General features: G+C 71.9%; 14 protein-coding genes. 12 read left to right on the top strand and 2 right to left on the bottom strand.

What is annotated here, in order from left to right; genetic code table 11:
* The first annotated feature begins 271 nt into the window (after window positions 1–271).
* The 11 genes from POF43_RS10490 (at window position 272) to dapD (ending at window position 10,064) form a co-directional block, all read left to right on the top strand.
* Entirely contained in the window at window positions 272–1,168 is an 897-nt protein-coding gene (locus POF43_RS10490) for a helix-turn-helix transcriptional regulator (RefSeq protein WP_372515947.1), read from the top strand.
* Window positions 1,165–2,586 carry a Fe-S cluster assembly protein SufB gene (sufB, locus tag POF43_RS10485; RefSeq protein ID WP_271312876.1) on the top strand — a complete coding sequence of 474 codons (1,422 nt, stop codon included), beginning with the start codon at window positions 1,165–1,167 and terminating at the stop codon, window positions 2,584–2,586. The genes POF43_RS10490 and sufB overlap by 4 nt, the downstream gene beginning before the upstream one ends.
* 67 nt (window positions 2,587–2,653) lie before the next feature.
* Window positions 2,654–3,832: a Fe-S cluster assembly protein SufD gene (sufD, locus tag POF43_RS10480; RefSeq protein ID WP_271312875.1), complete on the top strand. Its 1,179-nt coding sequence runs from the start codon at window positions 2,654–2,656 to the stop codon at window positions 3,830–3,832.
* Window positions 3,829–4,167, top strand: a complete 339-nt coding sequence (locus POF43_RS10475) for a non-heme iron oxygenase ferredoxin subunit (RefSeq protein ID WP_271312874.1) — start codon at window positions 3,829–3,831, stop codon at window positions 4,165–4,167. The genes sufD and POF43_RS10475 overlap by 4 nt, the downstream gene beginning before the upstream one ends.
* Window positions 4,168–4,173: 6 nt before the next feature.
* Window positions 4,174–4,938, top strand: coding sequence for a Fe-S cluster assembly ATPase SufC (gene sufC / locus POF43_RS10470; protein WP_271312873.1), 765 nt, complete (start codon window positions 4,174–4,176; stop codon window positions 4,936–4,938).
* 14 nt (window positions 4,939–4,952) lie between these two features.
* Window positions 4,953–6,203: a cysteine desulfurase gene (locus POF43_RS10465; RefSeq protein WP_271312872.1), complete on the top strand. Its 1,251-nt coding sequence runs from the start codon at window positions 4,953–4,955 to the stop codon at window positions 6,201–6,203.
* 30 nt (window positions 6,204–6,233) lie between these two features.
* Complete coding sequence (gene sufU / locus POF43_RS10460) at window positions 6,234–6,689, top strand: Fe-S cluster assembly sulfur transfer protein SufU (protein ID WP_271322198.1); 456 nt, start codon at window positions 6,234–6,236, stop codon at window positions 6,687–6,689.
* Window positions 6,686–7,018, top strand: coding sequence for a metal-sulfur cluster assembly factor (locus POF43_RS10455; protein ID WP_271312870.1), 333 nt, complete (start codon window positions 6,686–6,688; stop codon window positions 7,016–7,018). Before sufU ends, POF43_RS10455 begins: the two co-directional genes overlap by 4 nt.
* A gap of 152 nt (window positions 7,019–7,170) precedes the next feature.
* Entirely contained in the window at window positions 7,171–8,562 is a 1,392-nt protein-coding gene (locus tag POF43_RS10450; RefSeq protein WP_372515946.1) for a hypothetical protein, read from the top strand.
* Window positions 8,563–8,659: 97 nt separating this feature from the next.
* Window positions 8,660–8,983 carry a DMT family transporter gene (locus POF43_RS10445; protein WP_271316557.1) on the top strand — a complete coding sequence of 108 codons (324 nt, stop codon included), beginning with the start codon at window positions 8,660–8,662 and terminating at the stop codon, window positions 8,981–8,983.
* Window positions 8,984–9,074: 91 nt separating this feature from the next.
* Window positions 9,075–10,064 carry a 2,3,4,5-tetrahydropyridine-2,6-dicarboxylate N-succinyltransferase gene (gene dapD, locus POF43_RS10440; protein ID WP_271322200.1) on the top strand — a complete coding sequence of 330 codons (990 nt, stop codon included), beginning with the start codon at window positions 9,075–9,077 and terminating at the stop codon, window positions 10,062–10,064.
* 82 nt (window positions 10,065–10,146) lie between these two features.
* Here the strand turns inward: dapD and POF43_RS10435 are convergent, their stop codons facing one another.
* Window positions 10,147–11,976 carry a DUF8508 domain-containing protein gene (locus POF43_RS10435; RefSeq protein ID WP_271322201.1) on the bottom strand — a complete coding sequence of 610 codons (1,830 nt, stop codon included), beginning with the start codon at window positions 11,974–11,976 and terminating at the stop codon, window positions 10,147–10,149.
* Between the two features lie 264 nt (window positions 11,977–12,240).
* Between POF43_RS10435 and POF43_RS10430 the strand changes: the two genes are divergently transcribed.
* Window positions 12,241–13,815, top strand: coding sequence for a hypothetical protein (locus POF43_RS10430; RefSeq protein ID WP_282704522.1), 1,575 nt, complete (start codon window positions 12,241–12,243; stop codon window positions 13,813–13,815).
* Window positions 13,816–14,128: 313 nt separating this feature from the next.
* Here the strand turns inward: POF43_RS10430 and POF43_RS10425 are convergent, their stop codons facing one another.
* Window positions 14,129–15,511, bottom strand: a complete 1,383-nt coding sequence (locus POF43_RS10425; RefSeq protein WP_282704528.1) for a TerD family protein — start codon at window positions 15,509–15,511, stop codon at window positions 14,129–14,131.
* Window positions 15,512–15,718: the final 207 nt, after the last annotated feature.

The raw sequence follows: 15,718 nt of genomic DNA, 5'->3' as shown, positions 1-15,718 counted from the left end.
CTCCGCACCCGTGTTCCCGCGGTCATCCGGCCGGCGTCCGCCTTCCGTCCCGCGGTACCCCGACGAGCGTCCGCACCCCGGTTTCCGCGGCCGCCCCACCGGGTCTCCGCGGGACCCCGGCCGGCCTCCGCACCCGTGTTCCCCCGGTGTCCCGGCCGGCCTCCGCACCCGTGTTCCCGCCGCACTAAGCCTTACCTAACGTGATCGACCGCACCGGTCGGTCTCCCCGGGTGCCTTGTCCCCGGCGGCGGAATTACGCAACAATGGCGTTGTGAAATACACGGGCGAGCACGGCGGCGACGCCGACGACGCGCGGCAGGCGACAGCCGCCGCGCGGATCGCCCCTGCCCAGCACGGTGCGGGCGACCTGGCGGGAGACCCCGCGGAGGCCGGTGACGGCCTGCGCGGCACGCGCAACAAGGTGGCCCGTTCCATCCTCGACCACGGGCCGTCCACCGCGGTGGACCTGGCCGAACGGCTGGAACTCACCCCGGCGGCGGTACGCCGCCACCTCGACGCGCTGGTCGCCGAGGGCATCGTCGAGCCCCGCGACCGCCGGGTCTACGGATCACGGGCCCGCGGCCGCCCCGCCAAGGCCTTCGCGCTCACCGACTGCGGCCGTGACGCCTTCTACCAGGCGTACGACCGGCTCGCCGAGGACGCGATGCGCTGGATCGCCGAGTCGGTCGGCGGCGGTGAGCGCGGCGACGCCGCGGTGGCCGCCTTCGCCCGCGCCCGGGTGACCGCGCAACTGGAACGGCACCGTGAACGGGTCGAGGCCGCGGACCCCCGCGACCGGGCCCGGGTGCTCGCCCAGGCGCTGACCGAGGACGGCTACGCGGCCACCACGCGTGACGCGCACGCCTCCTCCCTCGGCGAACAGCTCTGCCAGCACCACTGCCCGGTGGCGCACGCCGCCGAGCAGTTCCCCCAGCTGTGCGAGGCGGAGGCCGAGGTCTTCTCCCACCTGCTGGGGACCCACGTCCAGCGGCTCGCCACCATCGCCCACGGCGACGGGGTGTGCACCACGTTCGTCCCGAGACGGGAAGCCCCGCCCGGAGCACCACCGCAGTACGCCCCGCGAGCACCGCGAGCCAAGCAACAGCGACAAGCCAAGCGATCGGCCGGCCCCGCGTCAGCCACCACGTCCGGGAGGAACCCCGCATGACTGCTCCCACCGAGACCACCCACCCGGAGCTGGACGGCCTGGGCACGTACGAGTACGGCTGGGCCGACTCCGACGTCGCCGGCGCCTCCGCCCGCCGCGGTCTGTCCGAAGAGGTCGTCCGGGACATCTCCGCCAAGAAGTCCGAGCCGGAATGGATGCTGAAGCTGCGGCTGAAGGGCCTGAAGCTCTTCGGCAAGAAGCCGATGCCCACCTGGGGTTCGGACCTGTCGGGCATCGACTTCGACAACATCAAGTACTTCGTGCGTTCCACCGAGAAGCAGGCCGAGAGCTGGGAGGACCTGCCGGAGGACATCAAGAACACCTACGACAAGCTCGGCATCCCGGAGGCGGAGAAGCAGCGCCTGGTCGCCGGTGTCGCCGCGCAGTACGAGTCGGAGGTCGTCTACCACCAGATCCGTGAGGACCTGGAGGAGCAGGGCGTCATCTTCCTGGACACCGACACCGCGCTCAAGCAGCACCCGGAGCTGTTCCAGGAGTACTTCGGCACCGTCATCCCGGTCGGCGACAACAAGTTCGCCTCGCTCAACAGCGCGGTGTGGTCCGGCGGTTCGTTCATCTACGTGCCCAAGGGCGTGCAGGTGGAGATCCCGCTCCAGGCCTACTTCCGGATCAACACCGAGAACATGGGCCAGTTCGAGCGGACGCTGATCATCGTCGACGAGGGTGCCTACGTGCACTACGTCGAGGGCTGCACCGCGCCGATCTACAAGTCGGACTCGCTGCACTCCGCGGTGGTGGAGATCATCGTCAAGAAGGGCGGCCGCTGCCGCTACACCACCATCCAGAACTGGTCGAACAACGTCTACAACCTGGTCACCAAGCGCGCGGTGGCCTACGAGGGCGCGACCATGGAGTGGGTCGACGGCAACATCGGCTCCAAGGTGACGATGAAGTACCCGGCCGTGTACCTGATGGGCGAGCACGCCAAGGGCGAGACGCTGTCCATCGCCTTCGCCGGTGAGGGCCAGCACCAGGACGCCGGCGCCAAGATGGTCCACATGGCGCCGAACACCTCCTCCAACATCGTCTCGAAGTCGGTGGCCCGCGGCGGTGGCCGCACCTCCTACCGCGGCCTGATCGAGATCGGCGAGGGCTCGCCCGGCTCGAAGTCCAACGTGCTGTGCGACGCGCTGCTGGTCGACACCATCTCGCGGTCCGACACCTACCCCTACGTCGACGTCCGCGAGGACGACGTGTCGATGGGCCACGAGGCGACCGTCTCGAAGGTCTCCGACGACCAGCTCTTCTACCTGATGAGCCGCGGGATGACCGAGTTCGAGGCCATGGCGATGATCGTGCGCGGCTTCGTCGAGCCGATCGCCCGCGAACTGCCCATGGAGTACGCCCTGGAGCTGAACCGGCTCATCGAGCTTCAGATGGAAGGCTCGGTCGGCTGACCGGGCGCCATCGACCACCAGGCGACAGACCGTGAGAGAGACGCAGAAAGAGAGCCGTACGCAAGCCATGGCGACAAGCATCCCGGCGGGAAGCACAACCGACGGTGCCATCCAGGTGGGCACGCCCGCCCATCCCGCCGACGCGCGGGTCAATGTGGGGGCGTCCTACGACGTCGCCGACTTCCCCGTCCCGCACGGCCGTGAGGAGGAGTGGCGGTTCACTCCGCTGGAGCGGCTGCGCGGTCTGCACGACGGCACCGCCGAGGCCACCGGCGGGCTGCGGGTGGAGGTCAGCGCCCCGGACGGGGTCACGGTGGAGACCGTCGACCGCGACGACGAGCGGCTCGGCCGGTCCGGCAAGCCGGTCGACCGGGTCGCCGCCCAGGCGTACAGCTCGTTCGAGAAGGCCTCCGTCGTCACCGTGCCGCGCGACACCGTGCTCACCGAGCCGGTCCGCATCGCCGTGCACGGTGAGGGCGGGGTGGCCTACGCCCACCAGGTCGTCGAGCTGAAGCCGTTCGCCGAGGCGGTGGTGGTCGTCGACCACACCGGCGACGCGACGCTCGCCGCCAACGTCGAGTACCTCATCGGCGACGGCGCCAAGCTCACCGTGGTCTGCGTGCAGGACTGGGACGCCGACGCGGTGCACGTCGCCCAGCACACCGCGCTGGTCGGCCGGGACGCCACGTTCAAGTCGGTCATCGTCACCTTCGGCGGCGACCTGGTCCGGCTGCACCCGCGGGTCGTCTACGCCGGCCCCGGCGGCGAGGCCGAGCTGTACGGGCTGTACTTCACCGACAACGGCCAGCACCAGGAACACCGGCTGTTCATCGACCACGAGGCGCCGCACTGCCGCAGCAACGTCGCCTACAAGGGCGCGTTGCAGGGCAAGGACGCGCACGCGGTGTGGATCGGCGACGTGCTCATCCGGGCCGGTGCGGAAGGCACCGACACCTACGAGCTCAACCGCAACCTGGTGCTCACCGACGGCGCCCGCGTCGACTCGGTGCCCAACCTGGAGATCGAGACCGGTGAGATCGTCGGCGCCGGACACGCCTCCGCCACCGGCCGGTTCGACGACGAGCAACTGTTCTACCTGATGGCCCGCGGCATCCCGGCCGGCGAGGCCCGCCGCCTGGTGGTGCGCGGTTTCTTCGCCGAACTCGTCCAGCAGATCGGCGTCGCCGACCTGGAAGAGCGACTGATGGCCAAGATCGAGCAGGAGCTGGAGGCGTCCTCCCGATGACCGCCGACGGTTTCCTCGTCGCCTGCCCGCTCGGCGAGCTGGCGGACGAGACCCCCAAGCGGGTCGAGCTGGCCGGCACCCCGATCGCCCTGGTCCGCACCGGGGGCGAGGTCTTCGCCATCAACGACACCTGTTCGCACGCCAACGTCTCGCTGTCCGAGGGCGAGGTGGAGGGCTGCCAGATCGAGTGCTGGCTGCACGGCTCCAGCTTCGACCTGCGCACCGGCAAGCCGTCCGGGCTGCCCGCGACGCGGCCCGTTCCCGTTTACCCCGTCAAGATCGAAGGAGAGGGCCCAGCCGCGACTGTGCTCGTCTCCGTCACCCAGGAGTCCTGAGCACCCATGGCTACGCTTGAGATCCACGACCTGCACGTCTCCGTCGAGGCCGAGGGCGGCCCGCGCGAGATCCTGCGTGGTGTCGACCTGACCGTGAAGCAGGGCGAGACGCACGCCATCATGGGCCCCAACGGCTCCGGCAAGTCGACCCTCGCCTACTCGCTGGCCGGGCACCCCAAGTACCGGATCACCGGCGGCACCGTCACCCTCGACGGTGAGGACGTGCTGGCGATGACCGTCGACGAGCGCGCCCGCGCCGGCGTCTTCCTCGCCATGCAGTACCCCGTCGAGGTGCCCGGCGTCTCCGTCTCCAACTTCCTGCGCACCTCCGCCACCGCGGTGCGCGGCGAGGCCCCCAAGCTGCGCACCTGGGTGAAGGAGGTCAAGGAGGCCATGGCCGGCCTCCAGATGGACCCCGCCTTCGCCGAGCGCAACGTCAACGAGGGCTTCTCCGGCGGTGAGAAGAAGCGCCACGAGATCCTCCAGCTGGAGCTGCTCAAGCCGAAGATCGCCATCCTCGACGAGACCGACTCCGGCCTGGACGTCGACGCGCTGCGCGTGGTGTCCGAGGGCGTCAACCGGGTGCGTTCCGGCGGCGAGGTCGGCACCCTGCTGATCACCCACTACACCCGCATCCTGCGCTACATCCAGCCCGACTACGTCCACGTGTTCGCCAAGGGCCGCATCGTGGAGTCCGGCGGCGCGGAGCTGGCCGACAAGCTGGAGAACGAGGGCTACGAGGCCTACGTGAAGGGCGGCGCTTCCGAGTGAACTCCCGTCCCGCCGTGCTCACGGGCCTGCTCGACACCGAGGGGATCCGTAAGGACTTCCCGATCCTGGACCGACTCGTCCACGACGGGAAGAAGCTCGTCTACCTCGACAACGCCGCCACCTCGCAGACCCCGCGCCAGGTGATCGACGCCCTGTCGGAGTACTACGAGAACTACAACGCCAACGTGCACCGCGGGGTGCACGTGCTCGCCGAGGAGGCCACGGCCGGCTACGAGGGCGCCCGCGACAAGGTCGCCGCCTTCATCAACGCCCCCAGCCGTGACGAGGTCATCTTCACCAAGAACGCCTCGGAGTCGCTCAACCTGGTCGCCAACATGCTGGGCTGGGCCGACGAGCCCTACCGGGTGGACCGGGACACCGAGATCGTCATCACGGAGATGGAGCACCACTCCAACATCGTGCCGTGGCAGCTGCTCGCGCAGCGCACCGGCGCGAAGCTGAAGTGGTTCGGCCTCACCGACGACGGCCGGCTGGACCTGTCGAACATCGAGGAGGTCATCACCGAGAAGACCAAGGTCGTCTCGTTCGTGCTGGTCTCCAACATCCTCGGTACCGTCAACCCGGTCGAGGCGATCGTCCGCCGTGCCCAGCAGGTCGGGGCGCTCGTGGTGGTCGACGCCTCGCAGGCCGCCCCGCACATGCCGGTCGACGTGCAGGCGCTGCAGGCCGACTTCGTGGCCTTCACCGGTCACAAGATGTGCGGGCCGACCGGCATCGGGGTGCTGTGGGGCCGCCAGGAGCTGCTGGAGGACCTGCCGCCGTTCCTCGGTGGCGGCGAGATGATCGAGACGGTCTCGATGCACTCGTCCACCTACGCCCCGGCGCCGCACAAGTTCGAGGCCGGCACCCCGCCGATCGCCCAGGCCATCGGCCTGGGCGTCGCGGTGGACTACCTGACCTCGATCGGCATGGACAAGATCCTCGCCCACGAGCACGCCATGACCGAGTACGCGATAGGACGCCTGCTGGAGGTCCCCGACCTGCGCGTCATCGGCCCCACCACGGCCGAGGAGCGCGGCGCGGCGATCTCCTTCACGCTGGGCGACATCCATCCGCACGACGTCGGCCAGGTGCTCGACGAGCAGGGCATCGCCGTCCGGGTCGGGCACCACTGCGCCCGGCCGGTCTGCCTGCGGTACGGAATTCCCGCGACCACGCGGGCGTCGTTCTATCTGTACTCCACGCCGGCCGAGGTGGACGCCCTGGTCGACGGGCTGGAGCACGTACGGAACTTTTTCGGTTAAATTGACGAAGCGGGTTATTGGGGCTGCCGCGTGAAGCTGGATTCGATGTACCAGGACGTCATCCTGGACCACTACAAGCACCCGCACGGCCGGGGCTTGCGGGACGGCGACGCCGAGGTGCACCACGTCAATCCGACGTGTGGCGATGAGATCACCCTTCGGGTGAAGCTCAAGGGGTCGACCATCGAGGACGTCTCCTACGAGGGCCAGGGCTGCTCCATCAGCCAGGCCAGCGCCTCGGTGCTCAACGACCTGCTGGTCGGCAAGGAGATCGCCGACGCGCAGCGGATCCAGGGGGTCTTCCTGGAGCTGATGCAGTCCAAGGGCCGGATCGAGCCGGACGACGCGATGGAGGAGGTGCTGGAGGACGCGGTCGCGTTCGCCGGCGTCTCCAAGTACCCGGCGCGCGTGAAGTGCGCGTTGCTGAGCTGGATGGCATGGAAGGACGCGACCGCGCAGGCGCTGTCCGTGGAGGAGTCAGTATGACCGACAACACGACCGCCGCCGCGGTGTCCGAGGAGGACATTCGCGAGGCCCTGTACGACGTCGTCGACCCCGAACTCGGTATCGACGTCGTCAACCTCGGCCTGATCTACGGCATCCACATCGACGAGGCCAACATCGCCACCCTCGACATGACGCTCACCTCGGCGGCCTGCCCGCTGACCGACGTCATCGAGGACCAGGCCCGCAGCGCCACCGACGGCCTGGTGGAGGAACTGAAGATCAACTGGGTCTGGATGCCCCCGTGGGGCCCCGACAAGATCACCGACGAGGGCCGCGACCAGCTGCGCGCTCTCGGCTTCAACGTCTGACGGTCCCAGCGGCCCCGCACGACCCCCGTCCGGTACCTCCGGGCGGGGGTCGCGTCGTTCGGCGTTCAGCCGGTATCCGCCCGTAGTCCGCCGGGAGTTGACCCCGGCAGCGGATACTTGCCGAGGACCGTTCACCGTCGGAAGGGATCGTCGTGCGGACTTACCCGCGTTCTGCCCGGTACGTGGCCGTGGTGGCCACTTTGCTGGCGGCGCCGCTGCTGGGCGGTACCGCCCACGCGTCGAGCTATGGCACCCCGGACATCAAGCTGGCCGACTCCTACCTGTCCGGCGCCGTCGGCTCCACCGGCGACCCGGTGGCGACCGTGACCGTCTCGCAGAGCGGGGCGACCGCCGCACAGCTGACGGTGACCGCCACCCACACCACCGGCAAGTCGGTCGCACAGCCGGGCGACGTGACGATCACCGGCACCGGCGCCACCCGGACCGTGGCGATCGCCGCCGAGGGCCAGGGCGAGACCGACGTCACCCTGGAGGTCACCGGCGGGGGCGGCAAGACCGCCACCACCACGCTGCACTACGCCGCCTCGCCGTCCGTGCAGGACGCCGCGCAGACCCGGTACTGGACCGGCGCCGCCGACGCCTCGGCCGCCGTCGACCTGGGCGGCGGCTACACCGTCGTCGGCGACGACGAGAACAACACCCTGCGGCTCTACCAGGACCAGACCTCCGGCGCACCGGTGAAGACCTGGGACTTCAGCTCCCAGCTCGGCCTGTCCGACGACGACGAGCTGGACCTGGAGGCCGCCGCCCGGGTCGGCGACACCATCTACTGGACCGGCTCGATGGGCAACAACAAGGACGGCAAGCTGGAGCCGGACCGCGCCATCCTGTTCACCACGAACGTCACCGGCTCCGGCGCCACCGCCGGGCTGACCTTCGGCGGCTACTACACCGGCCTGCGCGACGACCTGGTCGCCTGGGACCAGGCCAACGGCAACCGCTTCGGCTTCGCGGCCGGCAGCGCGGCGGGCCAGATACCCAAGGAGGCCAACGGCTTCAACGTCGAGGGCCTGGAGTTCGCCGCCGGCTCCACCAGCACCGCCTACATCGCCTTCCGCGCCCCGCTCGTGCCGCCGGCCGGTGACGGCAAGGCGCTGCTGGTGCCGGTCACCGACATGGGCCAGCTGGTCTCCGGATCGCCGCAGACCGCCACCCACGCCACCTTCGGCGACCCGGTCGAGATGGACCTCGGCGGCCTCAGCTTCCGCGACATCCGCAAGAACGCGCAGAACCAGTACCTGATCATCGCCGGCTCCTGGGCCGCCGACGACAACACCGAACCGTACGTGCTGTACTCCTGGGACGGGGTGCCCGCCGACGCGCCCGCCAAGCTGATGACGGTGCCCACCGAGTACGGCGGGTGGGAGGACATCATCACGGTGCCCGACCTCACCCAGCCCTCCCCGGTCGTCCAGCTGGTCCAGGACGACGGCTCCGCCGACCTGTACGGGGACGGCACCGAGGCGAAGGACCTCGACCAGACCGAGTGGCAGAAGTCCCGCACCACCTGGTTCACCCTCTGAGGCTCCCGGGCCCCTGAGCCCCTTGCGCCCCCGGCCCCCGAGGCCGCCGGGCCACCCGGCCCCGGCATGCCCGTGAGCAGCGCATAGGCTCGCGGGCATGCCCTACGTCCTGCTGGCGGGCGCCATCGTCTCCGAGGTGCTCGCGACCACCGCGCTGAAGTTCGCCGAGGGCTTCACCCGGCTGTGGCCGTCGCTCGCGGTGATCGCCGGCTACGGCCTGTCGTTCTACCTGCTGGCCCAGACGCTGCGCAGCCTGGAGGTCGGTACCGTCTACGCGATCTGGTCGGCGGCCGGCACCGCGCTGATCGCCGCCATCGGGATCGCCTTCCTGCACGAGTCGGCGACGCCGCTGAAGATGCTGGGCATCGCCCTGGTCATCGCGGGCGTCGTCGTGATCAACCTCGGCAGTTCCTCGCCCTGACGCGCCCCCGACGCCGCCCGCGGGCCCCTGACGCGCCCGCCGTCCGGACCCGGCTGGGTGTTCACGCCGGTCAGCGGCTAGCGTTCGGGGCATGACTGAAACGACCGCCTCCCGCGCCACCGGTGCCGCAGCCGCCGGGCTCGCCACGATCGCCGACGACGGCACCGTCCTCGACACCTGGTTCCCGGCGCCGGAACTGGTCGAGCGGCCCGGCCCGGCCGGCTCCGAGCGGCTGTCGGCCGACCGCGCCGCCGAACTGCTGGGCGCCGCCGCCCCGGACGCGCTCGGCCGGGACGCCCGGCGCGGCGTCGAGGTGGTCGCGGTGCGCACGGTGATCGGCTCGCTGGAGGACAAGCCGCTCGACACGCACGACGTCTACCTGCGGCTGCACCTGCTCAGCCACCGCCTGGTGCGGCCCAACGAACAGAACCTGGACGGCGTCTTCGGCCTGCTGGCCAACGTCGCGTGGACCTCGCTCGGCCCGGTGCCGGCCGGCTCGGTCGACAGCGCCCGGCTCGCCGCCCGCGCCGCCGGACTGCACCTGTCGGTGTACGGCGTCGACAAGTTCCCCCGGATGACCGACTACGTCGTGCCGTCCGGCGTGCGGATCGCCGACGCCGACCGGGTCCGGCTCGGCGCCCACCTGGCGGCCGGCACCACCGTCATGCACGAGGGCTTCTGCAACTTCAACGCCGGCACGCTCGGCACCTCCATGGTCGAGGGCCGTATCAGCCAGGGCGTCGTCGTCGGTGACGGCTCCGACGTGGGCGGTGGCGCGTCGATCATGGGCACGCTGTCCGGCGGCGGCAAGCAGATCGTCTCGGTCGGCAAGGGCTGCCTGCTGGGCGCCGAGTCGGGCCTGGGCATCTCGGTCGGCGACAACTGCGTGGTCGAGGCCGGCCTCTACCTCACCGCCGGCACCCTGGTCACGCTGCCCGACGGCGAGGTCGTCAAGGCGCAGCAGCTGTCCGGCGCCGAGAACCTGCTCTACATCCGCCACTCCCGGACCGGCCGTGTCGAGGCCCGGCCGCGTACCGGCTCCTGGGGCGGCCTGAACTCCGTGCTGCACAGCCACAACTGACGGCGAACGCGAAGGGCCCGCACCGGGAGCTGCCGAGCACGGCCGGTGCGGGCCCTTCGCGTCGTGCGCTACCGCCGGGCGGTCACGGCCGGACCCGGACGACCTGCGGGTCGTGGTCGCTGGTCTGGTGCGCGAACTCGGCGTTGATGTGCACCACGTCGTACTGCGCGTTCGTCAGCGCCGGGCTGGTCAGGATGTGGTCCAGCACCTCGGAGTTGCCCTCGTAGTCGTAGGAGTAGCGCTCCTTGACCGGCAGGGTGGTGATCAGGTCCTTCAGCACGCCGCCGTCGGTCAGCTGGGCCAGCGCCGGGGAGAACTGGAAGTCGTTGAGGTCGCCGAGCGCGACGACGTCGGCGTGCTTGTCGACCGCCAGCAGCTGCTTGACGAAGCCGTTCTCCACCTGCGCCTGCTGGAGGCGCTGCGCCATGCTCGACTGGGTGGCCGGCTGGAAGCGGCTGTCGAGGCCCTGGTCGCCGAGCTTGGCCACCAGGTGGTTGGCGATGACGAAGACCCGCTTGCCCTGGAACTCGAACTGCCCCACCAGCGGCTTGCGGCTGGCGGTCCAGGCGGAGTCCGCCGGGTCGATACGGCCCGGGGAGGTGGTCAGCCGCGCCTGGCCGTGGTCCTTGGCGACCCCGACCGCGGTGGTGGAGTCGCCGCCGGGGATGTCGTCGAAGCTGACGCGCGCCGGGTTGAACAGGAAGACCTGGCGGATGTTGCCGCCGGGCTCGCCGCCGTCCTGGTCGTTGACCGGGTTGATCGAGCGCCAGTCGTAGGCCGGCCCGCCGGCCGCCTTGATGGCGTCGACGAACTTCTGCACGGTCTGGTCGCAGGCCACCACGCCGTCGTCGGTGGCGCCGTCGTTGTCCTGGATCTCCTCCAGCGCGACGATGTCGGGGGACTGGAGGTTGTCGACGACGCCGGCGGCCAGCGCGGTGTACTTGCTGTCGGGGTCGCCGGGCGCCAGGTTCTCCACGTTGTAGGTGGCCAGCGCGAGCTGGTCCTTCTTCTGCTTGGCGGTGACCTCGGGCTTCAGACCGCCGGACTTCAGCGTGCCGATCGCGTTGGCCGCGATGGTGTAGCCGCCGTACTGGTTGTAGTCCAGCGGGCCGGTGGTGGCGCCGGTCAGCTCGTCGCCGGTGTCGGCCTGCGGGAAGGCGGCCTGCGCGGTCGGGATGAGCGACTGCACCTGAATACGGCCGGAGTTGGGGTTGTCGTAGCCCTCGTAGACCGTGCCGCCGCGCCGGGTCGGCTCCTGGCCGGGCTTGGCGGTCACCCACAACTCGCTGTACGCGTCGGTCGGTCCGACGACCCGCGCGTTGTCGACCTCGACGTTCATGTCCTCCAGCGACTCGAACAGGTCGAGCGCGTACTTCTTCGGCTGGAGCGTCAGCGGCTCGATGTTCGCGCCGGCCGCGTCCGGGGCGTACGCGTCGGGGATGTCCTTGGCGTCCAGCACGACCGGGGCGGGCACCGGGTTGCCGGAGGAGACGACGGTGACGACCGGCTTGCCGCCCAGTTCGGTGATGGACTGCACGCCGGTGGAGGCGCCGCCCGGGTAGTACTCGTCGACGGTGCCGGTCACCGTCACGCTGTCACCGACCTTCACCGTGGGGGTGGCGGAGGTGTAGACGAAGATGCCCTCGCTGGTGGCCGGGTTGTCGTCCGGCTGCGGGTCCTGGAGCCAGAAACCCTTGTTGGAGCCGTAGGTCCGCACCCCGGTGACCACGCCCGGTACGTCGCTGACGGTCTGCCCGGCCAGCGGGGACAGGCGGGTGGAGCCCTGGATGTCGTGGATGCGGACCTGGTCCGCCGAGGCCTGCGCGGGAGCGATCAGCAGTCCGGCGGCGATCGCGGCGGCGGACAGCGCACTGACCGTCACGGGTCTGCGCAGGTGGCGACGAGGGGTCACGGAAGTCCTCCGGGGACGGGAGAAGAGGGGGTGCGCGATCGGGCGGCGGATTCCGGCCAGCGATCTCTACGCGCGTAAATCTCCTGCCGATTCGCCCCAGTTGTCAAGAGAGAACAGGCGAACGCCGGGAGACCCGCCGGTGAACCGGACGCCGGCCGCGCGAATACGTCTACGCTTGATGCCGCACCCGCCCCGTGGCGCCGCCTTCCGGCCCCGGGGCCGGGACCGAGCCCGTGTACCACGTGTACGAGGAGACCAACCCCGATGCCCGCTGACAGCCGCGACATGCCGCCGGTGCGGCTGCTGCCCGACGCCGACCTCGCGCGACTCGCGCTGGCCGCCCCGCTCTTCGACCGGGCGGTCCGGCTGGCCCGCTGGGCCGCGCCGCAGGTCGCGGTGGACGCCGCCGCCGAGCTGGTCGAGGCCGAACTGCTGCGCGCCGCAGCCGAGTTGGGCATCGCCGACGATCCGGACGGCCTGCCGGAGACCACCGAGGCCTGGGCGTTCGCGGTCGACACCGGCCTGGTCGACGTCGAGCTGGCCGACGCGGGGCCGGCCGACGACCCGCACGTCCCCGGGGCCGACCCGGGCACCCCGGCCGGCACCGCGGTGCCCGGCGGCACGCTGGAGGTCGTCGGTGCCGGCGACCCGGCCGCCGTACTCGGCCTGTGGCGGACCGGCTTCGAGTCGGCGCTCGCCGAGGCGGCCTCCGCGGGGCTGGCCGATCTCTTCGGTGATGCGGACCCGGACGGCGAACCCGACCGGGACGCCGACGAGCCGGCCTGGAACCCCGGCGAGGAGGCCGCCTTCCTCGACGGCGCGCTCGCCAACCTCTACCTGCTGACCGCGCTGGAGGAGTCCGCCGCCCGCCGCTCCACCGCCCCGGCCGGACCCGTACCGGCCGCCGCCGCCGGCTCCCCGCCGCCCGGCACCGCCCCCGGTGCCCAGGCCGTGCCGCTGCCGGTGCTGGCGGCGTCCATGGTCGTGCCGGACGACATGGACGTACCGACCGACGCGGTGCTGGAGGAGGTCTCGGAGGCGATGATGCGCCTCGACGACCACTTCCGGCTGCTGGCCGACACCGGCCTCGTCGACTACCAGCCGGTCGACGACGCGCTGATCGAGGAGGATGCCGCCGACGAGGAGGAACCGGCGGTGCCCGACGAGCTCGACGAGGAGGAGGTCTCCCGCTACGGCATGGTCCGGCTGACCCCGCTCGGCGTGCTGGGGGTGCGCGAACGGCTGCGCGCGGCCGGCGTCACCGCGCCGGTCGTCGGCGACCTGGCCGGCGAGGACGCCGCCACCCTGCTGGCGGCGCTGGTCTCCTACCCCGAGGACGCCGCGTTCGACGAGGCGGAGCGCTGGCTGGCCGACCGCGAACCGCGGGTCGCGGCGGGTGAGCTGCTGGCGGCGGCCCGCGGCACGGGCACCGGCGCCCCGGCCCGGCGGCTGGCCTGCCAGCAGACGCTCAGCCGGCTGGACATCCGCGCCGAGCCCGCGCTGCGCGAGGTGCTGGGCGACCGCGAACTCGGCGGCCTGGCCCGCGTCTGGCTGGTGGAACGCGGTGCGTCCGACGTGCCGGCCCCGGACGAGTCGATGGTCTTCTGGCTCACCGTCGACACCCTGGCCGCCCAGCTCGACGTGGACGACGACGCGGAACTGCTGGCCGACCTGGTGCGCGACCTCGTCGCCCGGCACGACGGCTTCTTCGACGCCGCCTGGCGGGTCGACCACCCGGACACCGCCGCCGTCCTGGAGGCCGTCGGCCGCCTGCACCCGGACCGCTCGGTGGCCAAGGAGGCCCGCAAGGCCGCCTTCAAGGCCCGCTCCGCGGGCTGAGGGGGCCGCCCGCTCCGCGGGTTGACAGGCCCGCGCGGCGCCGGCCGCACCGGGGTTCGGGTCGGGGCCCGGTGTCCGCGTCGGGGTCCGGTGTCCGGGGGAGGGGCGTCCGCGGTGCCGGGGGCTCCGCGGCGGCCACTGACGGTCTGCGGCGCGGGGACCGCGGCGCGGGGCCGTCCGCGGTGCCTGGCGGCGGCTGCGGCGGTCGACGGTCTGCGGCGCCCGGGCGTGTGCGGCGATCGGACCGTGTGCGGCGACCGACCGTGTGCGGCGCCCGGGCCCGCGCGGCGCCCGCCGTCGCGGACGCCCGGGGTTACAGAAGCTCCGTGGCCGGCTGGACCATGCCGCGGACCGTTTTGGAGGCGGCGAAGACGCCGAGGGCGGTCATGTCCCATTCACCGGTGGGCTGCCGGACCAGTTTGCACATCATCACGCCGGTGCTGTTCTCGGAGTTGGTCAGGTCGAACCGGGCCAGTTCCTCGCCGGTGGCGTCGTCGAGCAGGCGGCAGTAGGCGCGGGCGACCTTGGTGAACTTCTGGCCGGAGTAGGAGGTGACGGTGAACACCAGGGCGGCGGCCTGCGGCGGCAAGGAACCCAGGTGGACCACGATGGTCTCGTCGTCACCGCCGCCCGCCCCGGTGAGGTTGTCGCCGGAGTGCCGGATCGCGCCGTCGAGCACGGTCTTCTTGCCGAAGTAGCAGGAGTCGACGTGCTCGCGGCCGGGGCCGTAGACGATGACGGACGCGTCGAGGTCGATGTCCCGGCCGGACCGGCTCGGCTCCCAGCCCAGCCCCATCCGCACCGCGGACAGCAGCGGGCGGCCGCCCTTGACCAGCGACACGCTCTCGTTCTTGCGCAGGCTGACCCGGCCCTTGTCCAGGTTGACCTTGCCCCCGGCCGGCGGCGGCACCGGGGCCGGCGTGCCGGACGGCGGTGGGAACGCGGTGACCGGGGCACCGGCCGGCGGCGGGAGGTCCGGCGCCGGCCCACCACCGAACCCGCCCGGCGGCGGCCCGAACCCGGTCGGCGCGGTGGGCGGCGGCGGACCGGGCGGCGCGGGCGGCGGCGGGAAGCTGGCCGGCAGGGTGAACGGCGCGGGGGCGGGCGCGGGGGCGGATACGGGCGCGGCGATCCGCGGGTCCGGTGCGGTCGGCGCCTGCGGTGCCTGCGGGGCGACCGCCGCCGTCGCGGACGTGCTCATCGGCTCGCCGGTGGCCACGCCGGCCGGCTCCTCGACGGTGACGCCGAAGTCGGTCGCGATGCCGGCCAGTCCGTCGGCGTAGCCCTGGCCGACCGCGCGCAGTTTCCAGGCGGCGCCGCGCCGGTAGACCTCCACCACGACCAGCGCGGTCTCCGCCCCCAGGCCCGACGGGGTGAAGTCGGCGACCACCGCGCCGTCGCCGGTGACCGTGGCGGTCGGCTCGGTGCCGGCGAAGGTCTGCCCGTCGGTGCCGGGGCTGGCGGTCACGACGACCTTCTCGACGCCGTCCGGCACCTCGGCGGTGTCCACCACGATCGCGCCGCCCTCGTAGCGGACGCCGGGCGCCGAGGGCTGGTTGTAGAAGACGAAGTCGTCGTCGGACCGCACCTTGCCGTCCGCGGTGACCAGCAGGGCGGACACGTCCAGCGCGACCGGCGCGGTTACCTCGACGGTGAGCCGCGCGGCGGTCAGCGCGACGTTGGAACCGGGCGTCATGGCGGTCATGCCCATAGGAACGCCGCCGGACCCGATGTGGTTCCAGCCATCCGGCCGCCCGCGCGCGCCGCCGCGCCGCGCCGGCTGCCCCCACCGGGCCGCCGCGCCGACCGGTTGCCCCAACTGCCCCCGCGTGACGGTGAGTTGCCGCTGCGGCGGATTCCTGCGGGCGCCACGCCGCCGCCCCGCTGCGGGCGCCACGCCGCC

Source organism: Streptantibioticus silvisoli, assembly GCF_027947535.2.
Taxonomy (GTDB): Bacteria; Actinomycetota; Actinomycetes; order Streptomycetales; family Streptomycetaceae; genus Streptantibioticus_C; species Streptantibioticus_C silvisoli.
This window is presented reverse-complemented; position numbering and strand designations above follow the sequence as displayed.